General features: G+C 63.4%; 24 protein-coding genes. 7 read left to right on the forward strand and 17 right to left on the reverse strand.

Features of this window, described 5'->3' with window-relative positions:
• Position 1 precedes the first annotated feature (1 nt).
• The 10 genes from ACTIGF_RS14095 to ACTIGF_RS14140 all read right to left on the reverse strand — a co-directional run bounded on the left by ACTIGF_RS14095 (position 2) and on the right by ACTIGF_RS14140 (position 10,079).
• Positions 2 to 781: a cell wall hydrolase gene (locus ACTIGF_RS14095; protein ID WP_439637477.1), complete on the reverse strand. Its 780-nt coding sequence runs from the start codon at positions 779 to 781 to the stop codon at positions 2 to 4.
• 196 nt (positions 782 to 977) lie between these two features.
• Positions 978 to 3,638, reverse strand: coding sequence for a pyruvate, phosphate dikinase (gene ppdK, locus ACTIGF_RS14100; RefSeq protein WP_439637478.1), 2,661 nt, complete (start codon positions 3,636 to 3,638; stop codon positions 978 to 980).
• 53 nt (positions 3,639 to 3,691) lie between these two features.
• On the reverse strand, positions 3,692 to 5,842 hold the full coding sequence (gene glyS / locus ACTIGF_RS14105; RefSeq protein WP_439637479.1) for a glycine--tRNA ligase subunit beta: 2,151 nt from the start codon (positions 5,840 to 5,842) through the stop codon (positions 3,692 to 3,694).
• A gap of 2 nt (positions 5,843 to 5,844) precedes the next feature.
• The gene (locus ACTIGF_RS14110) at positions 5,845 to 6,312 is read right to left on the reverse strand and encodes a GFA family protein (RefSeq protein WP_439637480.1); all 468 of its coding nucleotides are present in this window, start codon (positions 6,310 to 6,312) and stop codon (positions 5,845 to 5,847) included.
• A gap of 17 nt (positions 6,313 to 6,329) precedes the next feature.
• Positions 6,330 to 6,932: a glutathione S-transferase family protein gene (locus ACTIGF_RS14115; RefSeq protein ID WP_439637481.1), complete on the reverse strand. Its 603-nt coding sequence runs from the start codon at positions 6,930 to 6,932 to the stop codon at positions 6,330 to 6,332.
• Positions 6,929 to 7,819: a glycine--tRNA ligase subunit alpha gene (locus ACTIGF_RS14120; RefSeq protein WP_439637482.1), complete on the reverse strand. Its 891-nt coding sequence runs from the start codon at positions 7,817 to 7,819 to the stop codon at positions 6,929 to 6,931. The genes ACTIGF_RS14115 and ACTIGF_RS14120 overlap by 4 nt, the downstream gene beginning before the upstream one ends.
• A gap of 276 nt (positions 7,820 to 8,095) precedes the next feature.
• Positions 8,096 to 8,242, reverse strand: a complete 147-nt coding sequence (locus ACTIGF_RS14125; protein ID WP_439637483.1) for a hypothetical protein — start codon at positions 8,240 to 8,242, stop codon at positions 8,096 to 8,098.
• A gap of 2 nt (positions 8,243 to 8,244) precedes the next feature.
• Positions 8,245 to 9,090 (reverse strand): S49 family peptidase, encoded by an 846-nt coding sequence (locus tag ACTIGF_RS14130; RefSeq protein ID WP_439637484.1) that lies wholly within the window; start codon positions 9,088 to 9,090, stop codon positions 8,245 to 8,247.
• Between the two features lie 39 nt (positions 9,091 to 9,129).
• Complete coding sequence (locus tag ACTIGF_RS14135; protein ID WP_439637485.1) at positions 9,130 to 9,861, reverse strand: tRNA1(Val) (adenine(37)-N6)-methyltransferase; 732 nt, start codon at positions 9,859 to 9,861, stop codon at positions 9,130 to 9,132.
• Entirely contained in the window at positions 9,858 to 10,079 is a 222-nt protein-coding gene (locus ACTIGF_RS14140) for a putative signal transducing protein (RefSeq protein WP_439637486.1), read from the reverse strand. Before ACTIGF_RS14140 ends, ACTIGF_RS14135 begins: the two co-directional genes overlap by 4 nt.
• 214 nt (positions 10,080 to 10,293) lie before the next feature.
• Here ACTIGF_RS14140 and ACTIGF_RS14145 point away from each other — a divergent pair, with 214 nt between their 5' ends.
• Together ACTIGF_RS14145 and ACTIGF_RS14150 are read left to right on the forward strand one after the other, a co-directional pair.
• Positions 10,294 to 11,229, forward strand: a complete 936-nt coding sequence (locus ACTIGF_RS14145; protein WP_439637727.1) for a polyprenyl synthetase family protein — start codon at positions 10,294 to 10,296, stop codon at positions 11,227 to 11,229.
• Between the two features lie 57 nt (positions 11,230 to 11,286).
• Positions 11,287 to 12,411: a M14 family metallopeptidase gene (locus ACTIGF_RS14150; RefSeq protein WP_439637487.1), complete on the forward strand. Its 1,125-nt coding sequence runs from the start codon at positions 11,287 to 11,289 to the stop codon at positions 12,409 to 12,411.
• 190 nt (positions 12,412 to 12,601) lie between these two features.
• Here ACTIGF_RS14150 and ACTIGF_RS14155 read toward each other — a convergent pair whose 3' ends face one another.
• The 4 genes from ACTIGF_RS14155 to ACTIGF_RS14170 are packed head-to-tail and all read right to left on the reverse strand — an operon-like array spanning position 12,602 to position 17,888.
• Positions 12,602 to 13,612: a hypothetical protein gene (locus ACTIGF_RS14155; protein ID WP_439637488.1), complete on the reverse strand. Its 1,011-nt coding sequence runs from the start codon at positions 13,610 to 13,612 to the stop codon at positions 12,602 to 12,604.
• On the reverse strand, positions 13,609 to 14,487 hold the full coding sequence (locus ACTIGF_RS14160; protein ID WP_439637489.1) for a 4-(cytidine 5'-diphospho)-2-C-methyl-D-erythritol kinase: 879 nt from the start codon (positions 14,485 to 14,487) through the stop codon (positions 13,609 to 13,611). Before ACTIGF_RS14160 ends, ACTIGF_RS14155 begins: the two co-directional genes overlap by 4 nt.
• 10 nt (positions 14,488 to 14,497) lie before the next feature.
• Positions 14,498 to 16,201: a tetratricopeptide repeat protein gene (locus tag ACTIGF_RS14165; RefSeq protein ID WP_439637490.1), complete on the reverse strand. Its 1,704-nt coding sequence runs from the start codon at positions 16,199 to 16,201 to the stop codon at positions 14,498 to 14,500.
• A 13-nt stretch (positions 16,202 to 16,214) separates the two neighbouring features.
• Positions 16,215 to 17,888: an electron transfer flavoprotein-ubiquinone oxidoreductase gene (locus ACTIGF_RS14170; RefSeq protein ID WP_439637491.1), complete on the reverse strand. Its 1,674-nt coding sequence runs from the start codon at positions 17,886 to 17,888 to the stop codon at positions 16,215 to 16,217.
• Between the two features lie 129 nt (positions 17,889 to 18,017).
• On the opposite strand from ACTIGF_RS14170, the gene ACTIGF_RS14175 reads away from it, so the two are divergent.
• The gene (locus ACTIGF_RS14175; RefSeq protein WP_439637492.1) at positions 18,018 to 18,815 is read left to right on the forward strand and encodes a uracil-DNA glycosylase; all 798 of its coding nucleotides are present in this window, start codon (positions 18,018 to 18,020) and stop codon (positions 18,813 to 18,815) included.
• On the opposite strand, the gene ACTIGF_RS14180 is transcribed toward ACTIGF_RS14175, so the two are convergent.
• Positions 18,801 to 19,388, reverse strand: coding sequence for a TIGR04282 family arsenosugar biosynthesis glycosyltransferase (locus ACTIGF_RS14180; protein ID WP_439637493.1), 588 nt, complete (start codon positions 19,386 to 19,388; stop codon positions 18,801 to 18,803). The genes ACTIGF_RS14175 and ACTIGF_RS14180 overlap by 15 nt on opposite strands.
• The gene (locus ACTIGF_RS14185; protein ID WP_439637494.1) at positions 19,385 to 20,086 is read right to left on the reverse strand and encodes a TIGR04283 family arsenosugar biosynthesis glycosyltransferase; all 702 of its coding nucleotides are present in this window, start codon (positions 20,084 to 20,086) and stop codon (positions 19,385 to 19,387) included. The genes ACTIGF_RS14180 and ACTIGF_RS14185 overlap by 4 nt, the downstream gene beginning before the upstream one ends.
• A gap of 53 nt (positions 20,087 to 20,139) precedes the next feature.
• Between ACTIGF_RS14185 and ACTIGF_RS14190 the strand changes: the two genes are divergently transcribed.
• The 4 genes from ACTIGF_RS14190 to ACTIGF_RS14205 all read left to right on the forward strand — a co-directional run bounded on the left by ACTIGF_RS14190 (position 20,140) and on the right by ACTIGF_RS14205 (position 23,576).
• The gene (locus ACTIGF_RS14190) at positions 20,140 to 21,279 is read left to right on the forward strand and encodes a PA0069 family radical SAM protein (protein WP_439637495.1); all 1,140 of its coding nucleotides are present in this window, start codon (positions 20,140 to 20,142) and stop codon (positions 21,277 to 21,279) included.
• 17 nt (positions 21,280 to 21,296) lie between these two features.
• Entirely contained in the window at positions 21,297 to 21,896 is a 600-nt protein-coding gene (locus tag ACTIGF_RS14195) for a ribonuclease HII (RefSeq protein WP_439637728.1), read from the forward strand.
• A gap of 149 nt (positions 21,897 to 22,045) precedes the next feature.
• Positions 22,046 to 23,074 carry a site-specific DNA-methyltransferase gene (locus tag ACTIGF_RS14200; RefSeq protein WP_439637496.1) on the forward strand — a complete coding sequence of 343 codons (1,029 nt, stop codon included), beginning with the start codon at positions 22,046 to 22,048 and terminating at the stop codon, positions 23,072 to 23,074.
• Positions 23,075 to 23,078: 4 nt separating this feature from the next.
• Positions 23,079 to 23,576 (forward strand): hypothetical protein, encoded by a 498-nt coding sequence (locus tag ACTIGF_RS14205; protein ID WP_439637497.1) that lies wholly within the window; start codon positions 23,079 to 23,081, stop codon positions 23,574 to 23,576.
• A 1-nt stretch (position 23,577) separates the two neighbouring features.
• Here ACTIGF_RS14205 and ACTIGF_RS14210 read toward each other — a convergent pair whose 3' ends face one another.
• On the reverse strand, positions 23,578 to 24,621 hold the full coding sequence (locus tag ACTIGF_RS14210) for an A/G-specific adenine glycosylase (protein ID WP_439637729.1): 1,044 nt from the start codon (positions 24,619 to 24,621) through the stop codon (positions 23,578 to 23,580).
• Between the last annotated feature and the right edge of the window lie 21 nt (positions 24,622 to 24,642).

Raw genomic sequence — 24,642 nt, forward strand, 5'->3', positions numbered from 1 at the left:
GTCAGGCTTCGCGTTCCGCCAGCAAACGGCGCTCTGACCGGTTGGGGAAACGGTAGAAGATGTGCGAGCCGATCCGGCGCGTGCGCACCAGGGAATCATTCCAGTGCGGGTCCACAGCGGTGGTGTGATAGTGCGTGGCGCGGTTGGTGACCGGACGGGCGAAGCCCATCAGCGCGTGATCGGCGACATTCTGGGCGCGATCCCAGCCCCGGCCATAGGGCGCGGAGATCATCGAGCCGTCGCAGGTAAAGGTGAACTGGCAGCCGGTCCGGCGCTCAGCGCCTTGATAGACGACGCCGCAGATCGTGTTGGGGTAAGCGCGGTGCAGGCTGCGATTGATCACCACTTCGGCGACGGCCATCTGGCCGGCCAGAGTTTCACTGCGCGCTTCGTAATAGATCGCCTCGGCCAGGCAGCGGCGCTCACGCGCGGCGTTGCGGGCGGCGTCCAGATCATTGAGGTCAAATGCGCTGACGCGTTCAATCGCACGCTGAACCAGCACGGCGCCCTGTTCTTCGTCGGAATCAATTTCAAACGACGCAAAGCTGAACGGGGCGTCCTCCAGTTGCGGCGAACGCGATTGCTCAAATTCGAGGAATTCAAGCGCCAGTTCGCGCAAATCGCCCGCTTCATCCTGCTGCTGGGCGCGCTCGGGCGCCAGGCTGACACCAGCCGCGATCACGGCGAAGGCCGCAATCACGCCGATCCCGGCCAGAGCGCTTTTCGCGCGAAGCAGAAGTGTCGAAACCGTCAAACTGTCAAACTCCAGGGCCGTCGCCATCAATCAGGCGTCTCGTCACCCGCAAGAACAAGACCATAGCATCGGACTTGGTCGCCCACACGCGAATAGTGGTGAGCCTGGTCGAAGCCGGGGTCAATACAGATCCGCCATGACTGAAATAAGGCAAGCACCCGCCCCAACAAGAGACGGGGCGGGTCCAGCGTTGTTCTGCAATGACTTAAGCGTCGGCTCAGGCCTAGGCTTTCAGCGCCGCCTGCGCCGCCGCCAGACGCGCGATGGGGACGCGATAGGGCGAGCAGGACACGTAATCGAGCCCGGCTGATTCGCAGAAATGGATCGAAGCGGGATCGCCGCCATGCTCGCCGCAAATCCCCAGTTTCAAACCGGGACGGGCGGCGCGGCCGCGCTCGACGGCGATCTTGACCAGATCGCCCACCCCGTCCTGATCCAGCGAGACGAACGGGTCTTTCTCGAAAATGCCCGCTTCCAGATAATCGCCCAGGAACTTGCCGGCGTCGTCGCGAGACAGGCCGAACGTGGTCTGGGTGAGATCATTGGTGCCAAACGAGAAGAACTCGGCGTGCCGGGCGATATCACCGGCGCGCAAGGCGGCGCGCGGCAGCTCGATCATGGTGCCGATCAGGTATTTCGGCTTCACGCCGGTTTCGCGATCCACATCATCGGCGACCGCTTCCACCCGCACTTTCAGGATTTCGAGCTCTTTCGCGGTGGCGACGAGCGGGATCATCACCTCGGCGACCGGTTTGACGCCGGTCTCTTTTTCCACCAGCGCCTGCGCTTCAAAAATCGCGCGCGCCTGCATCTCGTAGATCTCTGGGAAGGTGATGCCCAGACGGCAGCCGCGATGGCCCAGCATGGGGTTGGATTCAGACAAATCCTTGGCGCGCTGCCACAGCCCTTCCACCGGCAGGCCGGTGGCCTCGGCGACGGCGTGCACATCCTCTTCGGTGTGCGGCAGGAATTCATGCAGCGGCGGATCCAGAAGGCGGATCGTGCACGGGCGGTCTTCCATGATGCGGAAGATTTCCGCGAAGTCATCGCGTTGCATGGGCAGGATTTTCGCCAGCGCGGCGACGCGGCCCATCTGGTCTTCGGCCAGGATCATCTCGCGCACGGCGGCGATCCGATCGGCGTCAAAGAACATGTGCTCGGTGCGGCACAGGCCGATGCCTTCGGCGCCGAACTCCTTGGCGGTCTGAACGTCGGCGGGAGTTTCGGCGTTGGTGCGCACCTTCATGCGGCGCGCCTTGTCCGCCCACTCCATCAAAGCCGCGAAATCGCCGGTCATTTCCGGTTTGATCATCGGGGCTTCGCCCATCAGAACTTCGCCGGTGGCGCCGTCCACAGTGATGATGTCGCCATCCTTGATGACCCGGCCGCGGGTGGTGAAGGTCAGGGCTTCGGAATCGATGCGGATCTCGCCCGCGCCCGATACGCAAGGCCGACCCATGCCGCGCGCCACGACAGCTGCGTGGCTGGTCATGCCGCCGCGCGCCGTGACGATGGCTTGCGCCGCATGCATGCCGTGAATGTCTTCGGGGCTGGTCTCAACGCGCACCAGGATGACTTTCTCGCCCTGGGCGGCGCGGGTTTCCGCTTCGTCGGCGTCAAACACCACAGCGCCCGAAGCCGCGCCCGGGCTCGCGGGCAGGCCCTTGGCCAGCACGTCGCGGGTATAACTCTCGTCGATGGTGGGGTGCAGCAGCTGATCAAGCTGGGTCGGGTCGACGCGCAGCACGGCCTCGTCCTCGGTGATCAGCTTTTCGGCCACCATGTCCACGGCGATTTTCAGCGCGGCCTTGGTGGTGCGCTTGCCGTTGCGGGTCTGCAGCATCCAAAGCCGACCCTGCTCGACGGTGAACTCGATGTCCTGCATGTCGCGGTAATGGTTTTCGAGATTGTCGAACACCTCGGTCAGCTGGGCGAACACGTCCGGCATGGCCGTTTCCATGGACGGCAGATGATCGTTCATCTTGATGCGCATGGCCTCGGTCAGGCATTGCGGCGTGCGGATGCCCGCCACCACGTCCTCGCCCTGCGCATTGATCAGAAATTCGCCGTAATAGCCCTTTTCGCCCGTCGACGGGTCACGGGTGAACGCCACGCCGGTGGCGGACGTATCGCCCATATTGCCGAACACCATGGCCTGGATATTGACCGCGGTGCCCCAGCTGGAGGGGATGTCGTACATGCGGCGATAGGTGTTGGCGCGATCATTCATCCACGAGCCGAACACCGCCCCGATCGCACCCCACAGCTGGTCGCGCGGATCGGTCGGGAACGGGAAGTCCAGCGCGCGCTTCACCGCGGCCTTGTACTGGACGATCACCTCTTCCCACTCTTCAGCGGAAATCTCGGTGTCCAGCGAATAGTCGCGCTCTTCCTTGAAGGTCTCGAGGATTTCTTCAAACGTGGAGTGCGGCACGCCCAGGACCACGTCGGAATACATGGTGATGAAGCGGCGATAGCTGTCGAGCGCAAAACGGCGATCGCCCGAAAGCTTGGCGAGGCCCTCGGCCGTCTCGTCATTGAGCCCCAGATTCAGGACCGTATCCATCATGCCCGGCATGGAGGCGCGGGCGCCTGAGCGCACAGACACCAGAAGCGGGTTGGACGGATCGCCAAAGGATTTGCCGACCTTGGCTTCCAGCGCCGCCAGCGCGTCTTCCACCTGGTCATTGAGATCGGACGGATAGCTGCGATCGTTCTCATAGAACGCGGTGCAGACCGCCGTCGTGAGCGTAAAGCCCGGAGGCACCGGCAGGCCGAGCTTGGCCATTTCCGCCAGGTTCGCGCCCTTGCCGCCCAGAAGATTGCGATCCTCGCGGTCGCCGTCTGCAGAACCGCCGCCGAATGCATAGACCCATTTAGTCATGGGGCTCACCTTCCTGATCGTCAAAACGGAGAAAAGAGCAGACGCCCCCGCGCCTACCCTTCCAACCGTGAGAAATCCGCCACTTGATCGGCCGCCGCGCGAATCCGCGACAACAGCAACAATCTATTGCGACGCACCATATCGTCTTTGTCATTCACGACAACCGCCTCGAAGAAGGCGTCGACCGGTTCGCGCAGCTGCGACAGCGCCGACATGGCGCCTTCAAAGTCTTCCTTGGACAGAGCGACCGAGGCCACTTCGTCCGCGCCCTCGATGGCCGCGATCAGCGCGCGCTCTTCGGCGGCCTCCGCGGTTTTGGCGATGGCGATCATCAGGGCGGCGTCGGTGTCCACGTCAGAGCCGGAAACGGCTTCGGCGCGGGCCGAGGCCAGATCAAAGCCCTTCTTCTCTTCCGCCGCCAGGATGTTCGCCGCCCGGCGATAGCCCTGCAGCAGCGCCTGACCATCGTCTGAATTCATGAAGGCCTGCAGCGCGCGGGCTTTCTTGGTGACGCGGACAAGGTCGTCATCACCCAGCGCGAACACGGCGTCGATGACGTCGTATTTCACGCCTTCATCCTTGAGGTGGACTTTCAGACGGTCGGCGAAGAAGGAGAGGAGGTCGTCGGCATAATCAGTTGCTGCATCACCCGTGACGCCGCGACCTTCCGTAGAGGCGATGACGGCTTGATCCGCTTTGCCGATAAGCGCCTTCAAGGACAGGCGGGCATCATTCTCCAGGAGAATCCGAATAATGCCAAGCGCCGCACGACGCAACGCAAACGGGTCTTTCGAACCGGTCGGCTTCTCACGGATTGCCCAGAAGGCGCAAAGCGTCAGCAACTTCTCAGAAAATGAGACAGCGACACTCACAGGAGAGGTCGGCACATCGTCGGAAGGGCCTTGTGGCTTGTAATGGTCCTTGATGGCGTCCGCGACCTGAGCGCCCCACTTCTCTTGCGCGTAATAGCGTCCCATCGCTCCTTGAAGCTCTGGGAATTCATAAACCATCTGGCTGACCAGATCGGCTTTAGACAAACGTGCAGCTTCACCTGCAAGATCAGCAATCGCCTTATCATAGCCCAAGGCTTCGGCGACAGTGCGGCTCAGTTGCTCCAGACCAATCACGCGACCGGCCACCGTCCCGAGCTTTTCGTGGAAGGTGACCTTGGAAAGCTCTTTGGCCATCGCCTCGAGCCCGGTCTTGCGGTCGAGATCCCAGAAATGGCGAGCGTCTGAGAGGCGCGCGGACAGCACGCGGGCATTGCCCGCCGCGATGGCTTTACCACCATCGGGCGCATCCTGATTGGCCAGAACCACGAATTTGGAGGTGAGCTTGCCGGACTTGGGATCACGCACCGCGAAGTATTTCTGGTGCGTCTTCATGGTCAGCGCGATCACCTCGGGCGGCAGATCGAGGAAGTCCGGATCCATGTCGCCGAGGATCGGCGCGGGGTGTTCGACGAGCCCCGTCACCTCTTCCAGCAAGCCCTGATCCTCGATCAGCTCCAGCCCCGCGTCTTCACAGACGCGGCGGGCGCCGTCGAGCACCAGCTGCTTGCGCTCATCCCGGCGCAGGATCACGCCATTGGCGCGCAGCTTGGCCTCGTAATCGGCGAAGTCAGACACCTCGAACGGGCCAGAGCCGTGCACGCGGTGGCCATCGGTGGTCTTGCCCGATGTGATGCCAAACACTTCCGTGTCGATCACCTGACCGTCCAGAAGACAGATCAGCGAGCGCAGCGGGCGCACCCAGCGTTGGGCGCGGTCGCCCTCGCCGAACTTCATGGATTTGGGCCAGGGGAAGCTCTTGATGATCTCCGGCACGGCTTCAGCGATCACTTGGGCGGTTTCGCGCCCCGGCTTCTCGATGACGGCGATATAGAAGCTGCCCTTCTTGCCCTCTTCGATCTTGCACTGATCCAGGCTGTCGATCCCGGCGCCGCGCATGAAGCCTTCCAGCGCTTTTTCCGGCGCGTCGGTGCGCGGCCCCTTGCGCTCTTCGCGCACGTCGGCGGTCTTGTGCGGCAAGCCTTCGATCACCAGCCCCAGACGGCGCGGGCCGGAAAAGGCGTCAAGGCTGTCCCAGTTCAGGCCCGCCTCTTTCAGGCGCTCAGACATCAGGCGTTTGAGGTCACCTTCAGCGCGCTCTTGCATGCGCGCGGGGATTTCCTCGCAGAAGATTTCAAACAGAAACTGGGCCATGGTTACCCTGGTATTTGAGATTGTTGGCGCGTCCAGCTGGACTTGAGCGCGGCATAACCGTCATCTGGCGCTTGCGCATAGACAAGTTGGTCCTGGTCAAACTGCATCCAGGCTTGCGCACTGCGGGTCCAGATATGACCGACAGGTTGCAGCTCTTGCGCCCCGTCCAGCGTGCCGGCGCGGACTGTAATCGTGTCCCGGCCTTCGGTGTCGTGCATCAGCCGCACCCCGCAATCGGGGCAGAACCAGCCAATCTTGCGGTTCCCGCTGTCCGCGACGAAATGATAGGCCTGCGGCTCGCCTTGCACGAAATCAAAACCGTCGCGCGCCACAAGCATGGACATGGCGAACGCCGCTCCGCTTTGCGCCTGGCAATTGGTGCAATGACAGCAATAAAGGCTGGCTGGCTCTCGCGTGACGGCATAGCGCACAGCGCCGCACTGACATCCGCCTTCGCGTGGGAAATGCATGCTCCGGGCCTCTTGCATCACGAATTTTGGGTGGCGAACGCGCGCTGGAAAGCGGGCCGTTCGGTGATCCGCTGGGCGTAGGCGCTAATGGCCGGGGTTTTGGGGAACATGCCGAACTGGATCGCCCAGTTCAGCGCCCCGCCCACAATCAGATCCGCCGCGGTGAACCAGTCGCCGAACAGATACGGGTTCGCCAGCGACAGGCGGTCTTCGAGCACCTTCGCCACCAGCTGGACATTCCCCCAGCCGGCCGAGCGCTGATTGGTTTCAAACTTCATGCCCGCCTGCAGCATCGCCGGCTCGATGGAGGCCGCCTGGAAGACGATCCAGCGCAGGTATTCGCCGCGGCGCGGATCATCAATCCCCGGCGCCAGATCGGCGTTGTCCTTGTACTTGTCGGCCAGATAGAGCGCGATGGCGACGGTTTCGGTGACCACGGTCTCGCCATCGACGATCACCGGGATCTTGCCCATCGGGTTGAGCGCCATAAAGGCCTCAGACCGCATGGAGCCGTCCTCGTAATCGACCATTTTCAGATCGTAGGACACGCCCAGCTCTTCCAGCAGCCACAGCGTCATCACCGCCCGCGATTGCGGGTTGTAATACAGATGCACGGTCATGCCGCGGCCTCCTCACGAGCTTTTTCAAGTTTCACCCAGGCGCTGGCGCAGCCCTTGGCCAGTTCGCGCACCCGCGCAATCCAGCTGGCGCGCTCGGCCACCGAAATCGCGCCGCGCGCATCCACCAGGTTAAACAAATGGGACGCTTTCAGGCACCAGTCATAGGCGGGCAGCGGCAGCGGGGTCTCCAGCGCCAGCAGGGCCTGACACTGGGTTTCGGCGTCGGCGAACCATTTGATCAGCATGTCCACATCGGCATGCTCGAAATTAAACGCTGATTGCTGGCGCTCGTTCTCCAGGAACACGTCGCCATAGCTCATGCCGGCGCCGTTGAAATCGAGGTCGTAGACATTCTCCACGCCCTGCACATACATGGCGAGGCGTTCGAGGCCATAGGTCAGCTCGCCCGACACCAGCTCCACATCCATGCCGCCGACCTGCTGGAAGTAAGTGAACTGGCTCACTTCCATGCCGTCGCACCAGACTTCCCAGCCCAGCCCCCAGGCGCCCACGGTGGGGTTCTCCCAGTCATCTTCCACAAAGCGCACATCATGCAGCTTGCGGTCGATGCCGATGGCGTCGAGCGAGCCCAGATACAATTCCTGCAGATTGGCCGGGCTCGGCTTCAAGAGCACCTGGAACTGGTAATAGTGCTGCAAACGGTTGGGGTTCTCGCCATAGCGGCCATCCGCCGGACGGCGCGAGGGCTGCACATAGGCCGCCCGCCAGGGCTTTGCGCCCAGCGAGCGCAGCGTCGTCGCCGGGTGCAGCGTGCCCGCGCCCACTTCGGTGTCATAGGGCTGCAGAATGGCGCAGCCCTGATCCGCCCAATAACGTTGAAGGGTCAGGATCAGGTCCTGAAAACTGGGGGCTTTGGAAGCGGTCATCGCGCGGCGGGTCCGGTCGTCAAAAGGTATGGGACAGGGGCGCAAGCCCCCAGACTTGAAATCGCGCGCGACACTAGGCCCGCCAGCGCCCCCGATCAAGCAAGAGGGGCGGTTCGCGATGAGACGCCGCAACGCCTCCCCTCTCCCCCTTCACCAAGGGGGAGAGGCCGGGTGAGGGGGTGCGGTTCAATGGCTCTGGCGTTTGAAGACTGAAACGCCGCCCACCCCTCACCTGACCTCTCCCCTCAGGGAGGGGAGAGGAATGACGTGGGCGCCCTACTCCCGCCCGTCGCGTTCGAGCTTGCGCCGGACCACTTCCGCCGCGGCGTCCGCGGTCTTGTCGCGGCGGGCCTTGGCGGGCTTGGTGAGGAAGATGAAGGCCACCACCGCGCCCGCCGCCAATAAAAGCGTCAGCTCCAGCATGGCTAGAGCCCGAAGCGCGCCCAGGCGGCGCGCAGCTCCACGCCGTCGAGGGCGATCCCGAACAGGCGGCTGAGCGGGTTCTGGCTGGCGGGAGAGAAAACCTTTGTGCGGGTGTCCTTACCAAAGCGCGCTTTCAGCACGGTGCGCAGATCGCCGATCTCGTCAGCGATGCCGTTTTCGATCGCTTCGGTTCCGGTGAAGACAGAGCCGTCAAATAGTTCTTCGCCCTTTTGGGGTTTGAGCGTGTCGCCGCGGCGCGCTTTGACGAGGTCGATGAACTGGAGGTGCACCGAATTCAGAAGCCGCTCCATGCGCTTTTTCTGCTGATCGGTTTCAGGTGAGAACGGGTCTGCGATCAGCTTGCTCTTGCCGGCGGTCTTCACCCGGCGCTCAACGCCCAGCTTGTCCATGGCTTCAGTGAAGCCAAAGCTGGCGTTGATCACCCCGATCGAGCCGATGATCGTGGCGGGATCAACGAAGATTTCATCGCCCGCCACGGCCAGGAAATACCCGCCCGACGCCGCCACATCTTCGCAAAAGGCGAGAACGGTTTTCTCTTTCTCCTCCGCCAGCGCGCGGATGCGTTCATGGATCAGGCGCGACTGCACCGGGCTGCCGCCGGGCGAATTGATCAGCAAGGCGACGGCGGGCGCATCCTTGATCGAGAAAGCGCGCTCGATCTGTTTTTCTACGCGCTGCAGGTTCAACGCGTTCGCATTGCGCCCGCCTGACATGATCATGCCTTCCAGGCGGATCACCGGCACCAGCGGCGTGTCCTGTCCCAGAAGCTGACGGACGGTCTTTTGCGCCTTCGTCCAGGCCGCACTCAGGGTGTCTTTTGCTGACATTCTTTGTCTCTCCAACCAGATAGAGAACAGTTGGGGGCTTTAGCGGCGCAAGGCAAGCCGGCGCTCGCCGCGGAAGATCGCATCGGCCTCCGGGGTGAAGCCCGATCCGCCGGTTTCGTGCAAGGTCAGGGGCGGCAGGAGTTGAAGCGGCCCCTTGCCGGTCTTGATCGCCTGCACCAATACGCGCTTGGCGGGCTCTGCGGCGCGCGCCTGAACAGGCAGAATGACCACCGCGCCCGCCCGCCCTTTCAGCGCGAGAAGCAGATCATCAAGCCGGTCGGCGCGCTGGATCACCGTCAGCACCCCGCCTGATTTGAGCCGTTTGAGCCCCGCCTCCATCCACGCCTCAAGCCCGGCGTCCGACATCCAGGCGGGCGTTTTGCCGCTCTTGGGCGCGCGCAAGGCCGTCGGGTCGTCAAAGAAGGGCGGGTTGAAAAACACCGCATCCAGCTCGCGCGCGGCCTTGAATCCCAGCGCATCACCCTCGGTCACCGAGACCCGGTCTTCACACCCGTTCAGAACGATATTGCTCTGCGCCAGGGCGGCCGCTTCAGGATCACGCTCGATCCCGGTCAGATGCGCGTCTGGATACAGCGCCGCCGCGCTCAGCAGCGCCGCACCTGCGCCGCAGCCGAACTCGAGCGCGCGCTGGCCCGGCTTCAGCCCCAGCGCCGCCGCCAGCACCGCCGCGTCCATGCCGGCGCGATAGCCGTCTTCAAGCTGGTGCAATCTGATCTTGCCGCCCAGAAAGGCGTCCGGCGCACGGGTCACTGTTCCGCATCGTCCTTGAGCGCATCAAGCAGCAAGGCCTTGGCGCGATCCGCGTCCTGCTCACGGACCAGAATCCGGCGCTTGATCCAGGGCAGCGCCCCGCCAAAGGTCGAGGAGGTCTGCTCGTCCAGCGTCACCGCCTCGATCCCCGCCTCCTTGAGAATCGCCTGGGCGAAACTCAGTTTCACGGGATCGTTTGTCGCAAGCACTTCGATCATTTAGGTCTCCGCCCTATATGGTGTTGAGGCATAATGAACCATCCAATGCGTTCGCACAGCGTCACGTGCTTGCCGCGTCATGGGGCGCCACCTATTGTGCGGCGCGCTGAACGAGAACATCAAGGGGCTCGGGGTGAACGGACTCCCTCAGGCAGATATTCCGGCTGAACCGGTCAATCCGGTGATCCGGCTGGCGACGCTCGCCAGCGATGACATGGCCGCTGTTGAGGCCGTGATCGAAGAACGTATGGCCAGCGCCACTCATTCCATACCGCAAACCGCCGACTATCTGGTCGCCGCGGGGGGCAAACGCATCCGGCCGCTGATCACCGTCACCGCCGCGCGCATGCTGGGCTATGAAGGCGCGGGCCACGTGTCATTGGCCGCGGCGGTGGAATACATCCACTCCGCGACCCTGCTGCATGACGACGTGGTGGATGAAAGCGAGCTGCGCCGCGGCAAGGCGCCCGCCAACGCCGTCTGGGGCAACGCCCATTCCGTGCTGGTCGGCGATTTCCTGTTCGCGCGCTCTTTCATGATGATGGTCGATGCGGGCTCCATGGACGCGCTTCATGTGCTCAGCCGCGCCGCCTCGGTGATCGCCGAGGGCGAGGTGCGCCAGCTGGCCGCCGTGCGCAATATCGACATCAGCCGCGCTGAATATATGAGCATCATCGACGCCAAGACCGCCGCGCTGTTCTCTGCCGCCGCCCAGGTGGCGCCGATTCTGAACGGCTCGGACAAGGCCGTCGAGGACGGGCTTGAGACCTATGGCCGCGAACTGGGCCTCGCCTTCCAGCTGGTCGATGACGCGCTTGACTATGGCGGCATGGCCGCTGAGCTGGGCAAGAACACCGGCGATGATTTCCGCGAAGGCAAGATCACCCTGCCCGTCGCGCTGGCTCTGGAAGCGGCGGACGACACCGAACGCGCCTTCTGGAAACGCGTGATCAGCGATGGCGACCAGTCAGACGCTGATTTCGACGAGGCCCTCGCCATCCTGACAAAGCATGGCGCGCTCGACGCCACGCTCGAAGCCGCCCGCGCCCACGCGGCGAACGCGGTCAATGCGCTCAACATCGCGCCCCGCAACGAGTGGACAGAGGCGCTGGCCGCCCTGCCCGAGTTTGTTGTGGAACGCGCATACTGATCCTTGAGGGCGGCGCAGAGCCGCCCTTTTCACATCTTCCCCAGAAAGAGGTCCGCCATGCGCATCTCCAGCCAGTTTGATTCGGGCAATATCGTTGTGAAGTCCGCTTCCGATCCCAAGGACATCCGCCTTGAGATCCGTAAGGACAATGGCTCGGACTTCTACCAATGGTTCCATTTCCGCCTGTCCGGCGCGAAGGGCCAGACCTGCCGCATGGTGATCGAGAACGCCGGCGGCGCGGCCTATCTCGATGGCTGGGACGGCTATCAGGCGGTCGCGTCCGAAGACCGCGAGCATTGGGAGCGGATCGAAACCTCCTATGCAGACGGCCAGCTGATCCTGACGCTCACCCCGGATTCGGACGCGGTCTGGGTCGCTTATTTCGCCCCCTACTCCATGGCCCGTCATGACGCCCTGATCGCCGCCTGCCAGGCCGACCCGCGCGTGACGCTTGATGTGATCGGCGAGACGCTGGATGGTCGCGATATGGACCGGCTCATCGTGGGCGAGCCGGGCGCCGGCAAGAAGACGCTGTGGATCACCGCGCGCCAGCACCCCGGCGAGAGCATGGCGGAATGGGCGGCCGAAGGCCTTCTGGAGCGGCTGCTGGATGACAATGATCCGGTGGCGCGCGACCTGCTGTCGAAAGCCGTTTTCCACATCGTGCCGAACATGAACCCGGACGGCTCCTTCCGCGGCCATCTGCGCACCAACGCCAAGGGCGTGAACCTCAACCGCGAATGGGACAAGGCGAGCGCCGAGAACTCACCGGAAGTCAAATGCGTGCTCGACGCCATGGAAGAAACCGGCGTCGACTTTTTCCTCGACATGCATGGCGATGAGGGCCTGCCCTATAACTTCATCGCGGGCGCCGAAGGCGTGCCGGGCTGGACGGAGAGCGATCAGAAAAAGCTCGACGGCTACAAGGCCGAGCTGAAACGCTTCAACCCCGATTTCCAGACCGCGTTCGGCTATGACGTCGATGCGCCGGGCAGCGCCGACTTGTCGATCGCCACCCACTGGATGCGGCATCATTTCAAATGCCTCGCCATGACCCTGGAAATGCCGTTCAAGGACAATGCGGACATGCCGGACGAGATCTATGGCTGGTCGGCAGAGCGCTCGATGAAACTCGGCGCCAGCCAGCTCGACGCCATCCGCGCGATGCTCGATCAGCTTTGATCTGAAGTGAAGTCCCGGTCGAGCGATAGCTCAGACCCAGGATCTGTCTCTGAATTAAGCGCCCTGCCTTTTTCCCTCTTTCACGGCGAAGGCCGGGATCCAGAGATCACGAAGCCCTGCCCTTGCCTCACTGGGTCCCGGTCGGAGTTTACCCTCAACTTGATTGGGGGCCGGGAAAGAGCGTAAGAGGCTACCGCCCCACGACCCGCCCCACGGCCACGTGAAGCGCGGTCAGGATCAGCACCCAGGCCGCGAAGACCATTGGCACGGCGCCGTCCGCCATCTGGGCGGCGATCAGGCCTGTAAGCCCGATTCCAGCGGTCAGCCCGCCATAGACAAGCGCGATCGCCTGATGGCTCCAGCCGCTATCGATCAGGCGCTGATAGGCGTGCTCGCGATGGGCTGAGAGCGAAAACCGGCCATGGCGCGCCCGGCGGAGCAGCGTCAGCAATACATCCGCCAGAAAGACCAGCACGAACAAGGGCGCCAGCCAGAGCGTGCCGGAAAAGCCGTGATTGACGAGCGCCAGCGCCCCGCCCGCATAGAGCGCCCCGGCGCCCAGCGCGCCCACATCACCGGCAAACAGCTTTGCAGGCGGCCAGTTGAGCAGCACGAACCCTGACAGGCTCGCCGCCAGCAACACGCCCGCAATGACGCTGGTCATCACGCCTGCGGCCAGCCCGGCGACACACAGCGCGATCCCGGCGGGGATCATCACCGCAGCGAGAATCCCGTCAGACCCGTCCATGAAGTTCGCCGCGTTCACCACAACAAACACAAAAAGCGCCGAGCCGATCCAGCCAATGAGAGGGTTGAGCGCAAAGCCCAGCTCATAGGTCAGGCCAAAGCGGGTGACCGGTCCGGCCGCTGACACCATCGCGGCGCAAAACACGATGAAGGACACCAGTTTGAGCCGTTCATCGAGGACAAACAGATCATCGAGAAACCCCAGAAGACCGAACATCGCCGTCATGATCAGCACGCCCCCTAGCGCCGGTGCGCCCAGAGGAAAGGCGCTGGCGACCAGCGCTCCGGCGCCCACGCCCGCCAAAACGCCCAAGCCCCCGCCACGCGGCGTCGGAGTTTTATGACTGGATCGAGCGTTCGGGAGGTCGAGCACGCCGCCCTTTAGCACCAGCACAGAAAGGACAAGGCTGACCAAAGCGGCGCTCAGCGCCATGGCGATCAGAGCGCCGCTCACGCTGCGCCCCCGAACACCACAGCGCGACTGGTCCAGTCCGGATGTTCGCCTGCGATCATACGGGCCGCCCTGTCCGCGGACTCCGGCGTTTCAAACAGCGCAAAACAACTCGCCCCAGACCCGGACATGCGCACAAGGCGCGCGCCGGGCTGGCGTTTCAGCGCAGCCAGCGCGCTCTCGATAACCGGGGAGTGCGCAATGGCGGGCGCTTCAAGATCATTGCCGTCCAGCGCCAGACGATTGAGCGCCGCCTCCAGATCGCCCGCCAGCATGGGCGCCCCCGCTGACAGGGGTTGCGGCGATGTTGCGTCATAGGCCTTGAACACCGGGCCGGTGGGGACCGGCGCGCCGGGATGCACGATCACGCCATGAAGCGCCGGCCAGGCGATCAGCGGCGTGACGCGTTCGCCAATCCCCTGCATCTGCAAGGGGCGGGCGTGCACGCAGGCGGGCACGTCCGCACCGACCACCGTGCCGATCTCGGCGAGTTGCTTGATTGAGAACCCCAGATCCCAGACCCGGTTCAGGACCCGAAGCGCCGCCGCAGCGTCCGACGATCCGCCGCCAAGCCCCGCCGCGACCGGCAAATGCTTGTCCAGCGTCAGATGCGCGCCCAGCTCGGGCTGGTCCGCCGCCGCGCGCAAGGCGTAGGCGGCTTTCAGCACCAGGTTTTGCGGATCGGACTGCAGCCCCTCCGCCCCCGGCCCGGTCAGGCTGAGCGTCAGGGTGTCTGCAGGATATGCGCTCAGCGTATCGCCCCAGTCCGCGAACACCACAAGGGAGTCGAGCGGATGGTAGCCGTCAGCGCGCGGCGGACCGACGCGCAGGCTGAGATTGACTTTGGCGGGGGCGAAATCTGTAGCTGCGTCTGTCATGACGCCGCTCTCATGGCAGATCGGGCGGCCCGGCGTCCAGTCCCAGCTCCAGCCGACGTTCGATCAGAGTGCGCTCATCGTCATCCAGATCCAGCTCCAGCGCGCGGCGCCATTGGAACTCCGCCTCCAGCTGACGCCCGTCGGCGGCGTAGGCGTCGCCCAGATGCCAGTTATTGGTGGCGCTGTCAGGGCTGAGGGTCACCGCACGTTCCAGCCAGTAGACCGCATCGGTGAGATTGCCGAGCTTGTAATGCCCCCAGCCCAGCGAATCCACAATCGCGCCGTTGGACGGGTCCAGCGAGACGGCCCGCTGGACCATGTTCAGCCCCCGCTCGAGCTGCTCACCCTTCACGATCAGATTATAGCCCAGATGGTTGAGCACCAGCGGTTCGTCCGGCGCGCGTTCCAGAGTGTGCTCGAACATGGGCTCCGCCGCGTCCCAGCCCTCGACGATTTCGGTGCAGGCCGCCTGGTAGAACAGATAGCGCCAATCCGCTTCACCGCGCTCTTCGCGCGCCTGTTCAATCACATTGGCGTAAATGGGTATGGCGTCGCTGCAGCGATCCGTCACCCGCAACATGTCCGCCAGCAAGAGCTGGTGCGTAATTGACGGGCTCTGCTCGACCAGCGCACGCGCCTCATCCACCAGGCTCTCGTCCTCCTGCATCCGGAATTGCAACCAGATGCGGTTCATCTGAACGCCTTCAGACAACGGGCCGTCTTCAACCTTGGCGTATTCAGCCAGAGCCGCCTCTTGCAGGTCGAGGCTGTCGAGCATTTGCGCGATGGTCAGGGTGTTGTAGTGAAAATCGGGGTCCAGACGCTGGATCACGCGCAGGAACATCACGGTAAATTCGCCGCCCGCCCGGTTGCTGACGATTGAGGCTGGCGGAAACAGCGCCCGTGCGGCCGCTTCACGAGGATGCAGCATGCGCGGCGGACGACCGCCGCGATCAACCCGCGCCAGCGCCGCTTCGACATCAGGGCGCTCGACAGACCGGATCTCCATGGCGCTTTCATACAGCGCGCGCGCTTCATCCGAACGCCCCTGCCGCTCCAGAAACGCGCCATACATCAACGTATTGAATGAGATCAGACCGGGCATGCCGGCGCGGGCGTTCTGATAGGCCGCGTCCGCCGCATAAGCCTGTCCCAGATGCTCCAGAACCAGAGCGCGATGCAGCCAGTGCTCTGCAGAGGGAAATTGAGACGCGTTCAGACGCATATCATTCTGCGCCCAGGACACGTCATCGCCACGCGCTATGGCGTCCCAGTCTTGCAAAATCGCCGTGACGAGGGTTGAGAACACGCCGACGACATTGGTCTCCAGCTCAACCGGTTCGCGGCCGCGCCCCAATGTCAGCGCACGCCAGTACAGGCCGGCGATCTGAGCGGTGTCGGGGTCATTGGCGGCCTGTTCAGCCACCTGATCGGCGCGCTCGAAATCTCCCGCCACCAGGGCGGCGAAAAAAGCGCGCTGCGAGATCAGGGAGGAGTCCGGCGCCTGATTCAGCGCCTGAGCGTAAAGCTCTGAGGACGCTTCCAGATCACGCGTTGACCCGGCATAACGCGCCGCCAGATAGGAGCCGTAGACAGAGCGCTCTTCATGACCAAATCCAGAATCTGGCAGGCTGGCGCACGCGCTCACGCTCAATCCCAGGCCCAAAGTCAGGATCGAGGTCAGCGCGGCGCGTAAGCCGGTGATGGGGCGCATCCTCGCCCCGCCCTTACATGTTCGGATAATTGGGACCGCCGCCGCCTTCAGGCGTGGTCCAGTTGATGTTCTGGTTCGGATCCTTGATGTCGCAGGTTTTGCAGTGGACGCAGTTCTGCGCATTGATCACGAAGGTCGGCTCGCCGCCTTCATCCGGAGTGACCCATTCATACACCGCCGCCGGGCAATAGCGCGCGGACGGGCCGCCATACACATCATACTCGGACGATTTCTGCAGCGCCGGATCCTTGAGTTTCAGGTGGATCGGCTGGTCTTCCTCATGGTTGGTGTTGGAGATGAACACCGAGGACAGACGGTCAAAGGTCAGAACGCCGTCAGGCTTGGGATAGTCGATCTGTTTGCACTGATCGGCGGGCTTGAGCGCCTCGGCGTCTGTACCGCCATGGCTGAGCGTGCCGAAGATCGAGAAGCCGAACAGATAGTTGGTCCACATGTCCATGCCGCCCAGCGCCACACCCAGAACCGTGCCGAACTTGGTCCAGAGCGGTTTGGCGTTGCGGACGGTCTTGAGCTCTTTTTTTACCCAGGACTTGTCATACGCGTCGGCGTAGGCGCTCAGCTCGTCGCCCTGACGGCCTTCGGCCAGCGCATCGAACGCGGCCTCGGCGGCCATCATGCCGGTCTTCATGGCGTTATGGCTGCCCTTGATGCGCGGCACGTTCACGAAACCGGCTGAACAGCCGATCAGCGCGCCGCCCGGGAAGGTCAGCTTGGGCACGGACTGGTAGCCACCCTCGGTGATCGCCCGCGCGCCATAGGACAGACGCTCGGCGCCTTCAAAGATCGGCGCGATGTCGGGGTGGGTCTTGAAGCGCTGGAATTCGCCGAACGGAAACAGGTTGGGGTTTTTGTAGTTGAGGTGAACCACAAAGCCGACCGACACCAGATTGTCGCCGAAATGATAGAGGAAGGAGCCGCCGCCCGTGGAGTTATCCAGCGGCCAGCCCATGGTGTGCTGCACCCGACCCTTCTTGAAATTCTCCGGCTTGATGCGCCAGAGCTCTTTCATGCCGATGCCGAATTTCTGCGGGTCGCGGCCTTCGCTGAGGCCGTATTTGTCGATCAGCTGCTTGGACAGCGAGCCGCGCGCGCCTTCGCCGATCAGGGTGTACTTGCCGCGCAGCTCCATGCCGGGCTGGTACATGTCCTTGTGACCGCCATCGCGCGCCACGCCCATATCACCGGTGATCACGCCTTTGACGACGCCGTCTTCCTCGATGAATTCCGCTGCCGGGAAACCGGGATAGACTTCAACGCCCATGGCTTCGGCCTTTTCGGCCAACCAGCGGCACATGGTCGCCAGCGAACCCACATAGCAGCCATGATTGTGCATGAAGGGCGGCATGCCGAAACCGGGGATCGTGGCGGAGCCCGCCTCGCCCAGCGCCATGAAGACGTCTTCGGTGACTTCCGTGTCGAAGGGCTGGCTTGGATCATCGCGCCAGTCCGGCAGCAACTCATCAAGCGCCTTGGGGTCAAAAACGACGCCTGACAGGATGTGCGCGCCGACTTCCGATCCTTTTTCAAGGACGGCGATGGACAGGTCCTGCCCGGTTTCTTCGCAGCGTTGTTTCAACCGAATCGCCGCCGCAAGACCGGCTGGGCCAGCCCCTGCGATGACCACATCGTATTCCATGGATTCGCGCTCAATCGACCCGTCGGCCATGTCGTCTCCTCAAGTCTCAGCCCCTGCAACGCTCATTCGCTGGCGCCGCATTCTCTTTCGTATTAACCCAGGCTTGCGCTATGAGCTAGGGTGAAGCCTCACACAGTCCATATTGGAAATTCCTGTTTCATGACCGCGCCCCTCTCCCCCGAAGACGTCCGTGCTCTGAAGAGCCTGATCGGGTGGTGGGAGCAATCGGGCGTCGAGGCTTTGCCGCCGCTGCCCGCGCCCAAATCCGCTGCCGCGTCCCAGGTCGCGCCCTCCGCCGCCGCCCCTGAAGCGCGCGCCACCGGCGCCCAGGCGCGGCAGGCCGGCTTTGGCGCCGCGCCGACCCAGGACGGTCGCGCCCTGGCGCAGGCGGCTCAATCGGTGGACGAGCTCAAACAGGCGCTCGACGCCTTTGACGGCTGCCCGCTCAAGGCCACCGCTACCCAGCTGGTGTTCGCACGCGGCAATCCCCAGGGCGATGTCATGGTGGTGGGCGAAGCGCCGGGCCGGGATGAAGACCGCGAGGGCGTCCCTTTCACAGGGCCTGCCGGGCATTTGCTCGACAAGATGCTCAAAGCCATCGGGCTCGACGAAACAACCGCCTGCATCACCAATGTAGTGTACTGGCGGCCGCCGGGAAATCGCAAACCCACCGACGCCGAGATCGAGGTCTGCCGCCCCTTCGCCGAGCGCCATATCGAGCTGGTGAAGCCCAAAGCCCTGGTCTTCGCCGGCGGCATCGCCGCGCAAAGCCTGCTGCGGTCCAAAGACGGCATCATGACGCTGCGTGGGCGCTGGCACGACTACACGCTCAGCGACGGCACGGTGATTCCGGCCCTGCCGATGTATCATCCCGCCTTCCTGCTGCGTCGCCCGCAGGAGAAAGCCAAAAGCTGGCAGGATTTGCTGAGCCTGAAGGCGAAGCTAGCGTCGCTTTAGATCCGACGCCTCGTCCACATCCCGCAAGGCGCGCAGCCTCTTCACCCGCTCCAGACCATGCCAGCTCAGCTGCCGCTCCAGATCGCTGCGCGTCTCTTCATGGGACCAGCGCATGCCGTCAAACAGCGCATCCGGCGCGGGGCCGTTCAGCGCCAGCAGCCAATAGCCGCCATCTTCCGCCGGGCCGATCACGGCGTCGTTGCGTTTCAGACCCGAGAAGGCTGAGGCGATGTCGGCGCGAGTGATTTGCGGCGCATCCGACCCGATGACGCAGACCGGCGCGCGATGCGCAAAGACACGCGCCTGACGCGCGCCCAGATCACCGCCACCCTGCAGCGCGCGCGGCAGATGATCTGGCCAGACACCGGGAAACCGGCGGTCAAGCGCCCGGTCCGGGCTGAGCGTGATGACTGTTTCCCAGCGCGGATCCTGCAGACGGCGCAGCACAGTCGCGCTCATCGCCCGGTGTCGGCGCCAGGCCTGCACCTTGCCGATGCCCTTGGCGAGGCGAGTCTTGGCGCCGCCGATCACCGGCGCTTTCACGAAAACCACCAGAACGGGACGCGGCGTCATCGGTAGGCTTTCGCAAGATCAGAGGGCTTGGCGCCCAGATAATAGCGCGCCAGCAGGACGAGATTTTTCAGGGAGCGGCGGCGATACCCCTCCGCCCGGAACTTGTCTGCGCTGGTCTCCGCCCGCGCGGTCAGCGGCCACAGGCGATGCTTGCCGATGCGCCGCACCAGATCCACGTCCTCAAACAGGGGCCAGGGCTTGTACCCGCCCAGACGGTCGTAGAAATCAGCGCGGATCAGCAGGCCTTGGTCGCCATAGGGCAGGCCGAACGTCTTGCAGCGCCAGGCGACCGCGCGCTCCAGCCGCCGGGCGCGATGGGACATGTCATCCAGCGTAAAGCGAAAATGCGCCGCCCGGTCGCGATGCGCGTTTGTCGCCATGAAGGTCTCAACTTCCGCAGACCAGCCTGGCGACAGGCGGGTGTCCGCATGCAGAAACAGCAGCCAGTCCGACGCGCCGATCTGACGCCGCGCCAGGGCCGCGCCTTGCGCCAGCTGCGCGCCGCGCCCCTTGGCGCCCGTGACGATTTGGCATCCGGCGCGGCGAGCGATCTGAACCGTGCCGTCCGTTGATCCACCATCGGCCAGCACCCAGCCCGCCGACAGCCCCGCGCGCTCGGCCTCGGTCAGGCTCTGCAATGTGCGCTCAAGATGGGCGGCGGCGTTCAAGGCGGGGAGAATGGTGATGATCTGACTCATGAGAGTGAGAAACTCCGGCGGGCGGTTTGAGTCAACATGAAAATGTTCTTGCTATGTTCCACGCCCTGAGTCACCGTCAGCCCATGACCGCACGCTTTGTTCCCGCCCGGGGCATGAGCCCCCTTCCCGAGCCGCTGCAACCGCGCGGACGCGCCGCCACATCCAATGCGGCGGGGCGGTTCGAGCGCGAGACCCGCGAACCCTTTGACGATGGCTGGAGCGAGACCGACCCCGCGCCCAAGCAGATCCGCACCACGCTGATCAAGGATTCCAGCCGCACCATCATCTCCACCAATGACAGCCCGGACATCTCGTTCAACCGGTCGATCAATCCGTACAGAGGGTGCGAACATGGCTGCATCTATTGCTATGCGCGGCCCAGCCACGCCTATTGGGGCTATTCCGCCGGCGTCGATTTTGAGAGCGTCCTGTTTTTCAAGGCGGGCGCCGCGCGTCTGTTAGAACAGCAATTTCGCAAGCCCGGCTACCAGGTTGAACCCATTGTGATCGGCGCCAACACCGACGCGTACCAGCCGATCGAGCGGCAATTGCGTCTGACGCGCTCGATCCTCGAAGTCTGCCTGCGCTTCAAGCATCCGGTCAGCCTGATCACCAAATCCGCCGCCATCACGCGCGATCTCGACGTCCTGTCCGAGCTGGCGGAACTGGGGCTGGTCAAAGCCGCGATTTCCCTCACCACCCTCGACCACAGGCTCGCCCGCGCCATGGAGCCGCGGGCCGCCACTCCCAAACGCCGCCTCGAAGCGATGGAGGCGTTGTCAAAGGCCGGCGTGCCGATGACGGTGATGACCGCGCCGGTCATTCCCGGCCTCACCGATCACGAGATCGAGGCGCTTTTGAAAGCGTCCGCCAACGCTGGCGCGCAAACCGCGGGCTATGTGCTGCTGCGCTTGCCGCTGGAGGTGCGTGACCTGTTTTACGACTGGCTCAAAAAGGTCAAACCGGACGCCGCCGACAAGGTGATCAACATGGTGCGCGATACGCGCGGCGGCATGGATTACAGCTCTGACTTTCATATTCGCGGACGCGGCGAAGGCCCGATCGCGGACCTGATCTCAAAGCGTTTCCGCGCCGGGGTGCGCCGCTACGGCCTTCAGAAAGACCGGGTCAAACTGCGCTGCGATCTGTTCGAACGCCCGCTCGACACCGAAGATCAGCTCAGCCTGTTTTGATGGACTGACCCGGAATGATGTTTTCTCCCCCCCTTATCGCCGGCGTGGATGAAGCCGGGCGCGGGCCGCTGGCGGGGCCGGTGGTGTGTGCGGCGGTGATCCTGCCCGACGGGTTCTCGGCGCTTGATCAACTTGATGATTCAAAAAAGCTCAGCGAGAAGCGCCGCACGGCGTTGGCGGCGGTCATTCGCGCCGAAGCGCGGGTGGGCGTGGGGGTCGCCGAACCTGTGGAAATTGACCGGCTGAACGTGCTGCACGCCACTATGGCGGCGATGGTGCGCGCGGTGGAGAGCCTCGGCGCACGGCCCGATGAAATCCTGATCGACGGCAATCGCGTGCCGGACGGATTAAAATCTCCGGCGCGGGCGATTGTGGGCGGCGACGGGCTGGAGGCCTGCATCGGCGCGGCCTCGATCATCGCCAAGACCTTGCGCGACCAGATCATGATCGAATCAGAAAACCGCTTTCCCGGCTTTGGCTTGGCCGGACACAAAGGCTATCCCAGCCCGAGCCATAAAGCCGCGCTCGAAAATCTGGGACCCACGCCCATCCATCGGTTAAGCTATGCCCCGGTACAGTCGGCCAGACAGGCGCGCGGCGTCTGGCGCAGCACATAATGAATCGGCCTTAACCATCGGGTAAGCCGAAACGATTCACCCCTCAGGGAATCAGCGCTGTTGCGAACAGAAGGGCGATTGAGGTGTCAGTCATTCCAAATAACAAAATTCCTGTCGATACCATCCTGGAAGGCGATTGCGCCGAAGTGATGAAAACGCTCCCTGACGAGAGCGTGGATCTGATCTTCGCCGATCCGCCCTACAATCTGCAGCTGGGCGGCGATCTGCACCGGCCGGACAATTCCAAGGTGGATGCGGTCGACAATGACTGGGACCAGATCGGCGATTTCGACGCCTATGACCTGTTCTCCTGCGCCTGGCTGGAAGAGGCCCGTCGGGTCTTGAAACCCAATGGCGCCATGTGGACCATCGGCAGCTATCATAATATTTTCCGCGTCGGCTCTTTCTTGCAGGATATGGGCTTCTGGATCCGTAATGACGTGATCTGGCGCAAATCCAACCCGATGCCGAACTTCAAGGGCACGCGCTTCACCAACGCGCACGAGACCCTGATCTGGGCGTCCAAGACCAAGGACGCCAAGCCGACCTTCAACTACGCCGCCATGAAGGCGCTGAATGACGGCGTGCAGATGCGGTCTGACTGGACCTTGCCGATCTGCGCCGGCGGCGAACGCCTGAAAAACAAGGAAGGCAAGAAAGCCCACCCGACCCAGAAGCCTGAAAGCCTTCTGCACCGGGTGCTGCTGGCCACCTCCAATCCCGGCGATCTGGTGCTCGACCCGTTTTTCGGCACTGGCACCACGGGCGCGGTCGCAAAAAAACTCGGCCGACATTACATCGGCATCGAAGCGGACCCGACCTATGCCGACGTGGCGCGCAAGCGCATCGCGGCGATCAATCCCACCAGCGAAGACCTGTTGCAGGTCACCCAGTCCAAGCGCGCTCTGCCGCGTATTGCGTTCGGCTCCCTGGTCGAGGCCGGCCTCTTAAAGCCCGGCGATACGCTCTACTGCGCCCAGGGCCGCCGCACGGCGCAAGTGCGCGCGGACGGCACGGTGATCGCAGGCGGCCAGGCCGGCTCGATCCACCAGATGGGCGCCCATGTGCAAGGCGCGCCGTCGTGCAATGGCTGGACCTTCTGGCATGTGCGCCAGGGCGGCGCCCTCGCTCCGATCGACGTGCTCCGCGCCCGCATCCGGGCGGAGTTGCAGGTCTGAAGTCATGTATGACATTGCGAACACAATCTTTGGGGCCGCCCAAGCAATTGGCGCACTTGTCACGGCGGCAGCCGCAGCATTCATCTATATGCAGTATAAAGACAGTCAAAAGAAAACCGCCTTTGATATTTATGATAAAATATCAGACCGAATGATGACTGTTCGAATGCTACAGGCGCAAAATGCGGAAATTTGTAAAATTTGGGATGGCGGCCCCGAGGGGGAAACCCTTAAGTCAATCAATCACAACCATCTTTATCTGACCAAGATGCTGCTGCAGATTAATGAATCCATGCATATCATATTACATGATAAAGACATCAAAACCGATGTCACACGGGCCACATTGGATGGCTGGAGAGAGAACTTCAAAAACGACCTTCGCGCTCCTTTGTTTTCGGAAATATGGAAGCACGGTTCCGTGAAAAGCTCTTATTCTAATGATTTCCAAATATTTGTTGACCAGTTAGTTGCTGAAGTCGAAGAAGAAAGAGCTGCCTAGCCTAATCTTCAAACCCCAGCTTCGCCGCTTTCATCATCACTGAGGGCAGACCCGCGTCCTTGAGGTCGCGCACAGGCGCCCAGACGCCCTCAGCCGGGTCCCAGCCGTCAGGCGCCATCGCGCACAGCACGTCCAGCTCCAGCGCGAAATGCGTGAACACATGGCGCACCTGACCGGCGTTTCGCCAGTCCGCCTCAAACGGCGCCGCGTTCTCAAGCTCCGCCTCTGAGGGCGCGTTGTCGCTCCAGTCCGTCCCCGGCACTTCCATCATCGCGCCCAACAATCCTGTTTCGGGGCGCCGGCGCAGCCAGATCGCGCCCTCGCGCAGCACATGAAAACAGGCGCCGCGGCGCACCGGCTTGGGCTTTTTCTTATCTTTGAGCGGATAGCGGGTCTGATCGCCTTCGGCCCGCGCCGCGCACCAGCCCGACCAGGGACAGGCTGCGCAGTCTGGCGATTTCGGCGAACACAGTGTGGCGCCCAAATCCATGATCGCCTGCGCGTAATCGCCGGGACGGTCGGGCGAGGCCAGCTTCGCCGCGATTCCCTTGATCTGCGGTTTGGCTTTCGGCAGCGGCGTCGGCATCCGCACCAGCCGGGTCAGCACCCGCTCCACATTGCCGTCCACCACGCTGGCGGGCTGATCAAAGGCGGCGGCGCGAATGGCGTTGGCGGTGTAATCGCCCACCCCCGGCAGCGCCAGCAGCGCCTTGAGGTCGGTGGGGAAAACGCCGTCCAGCTCAAACGCGACGACCTGAGCGCAGGCGTGAAGATTGCGGGCGCGGGCATAATATCCAAGCCCCGCCCAGGCCGCCAGCACATCCTCACGCGGCGCCGCCGCCAGATCGCCCACCCGGGGCCAACGCTTCAGGAACCGCTCCCAATAGGGCGTGGCGTGCGGCACGGTCGTTTGCTGCAGCATGATCTCCGACAGCCAGATCGCATAGGGATCGGCGATGGCGCCCGCCGCCCGGTCTTCAGGCCGGATGCGCCAGGGCAGGCTGCGGCCTTCACGGTCATACCAGTCCAGCAAGGCGACCCGCATGGGCGCTGCGGGCAGATCCGG

Source organism: Oceanicaulis sp. (assembly GCF_051859625.1).
Lineage (GTDB): Bacteria > Pseudomonadota > Alphaproteobacteria > Caulobacterales > Maricaulaceae > Oceanicaulis.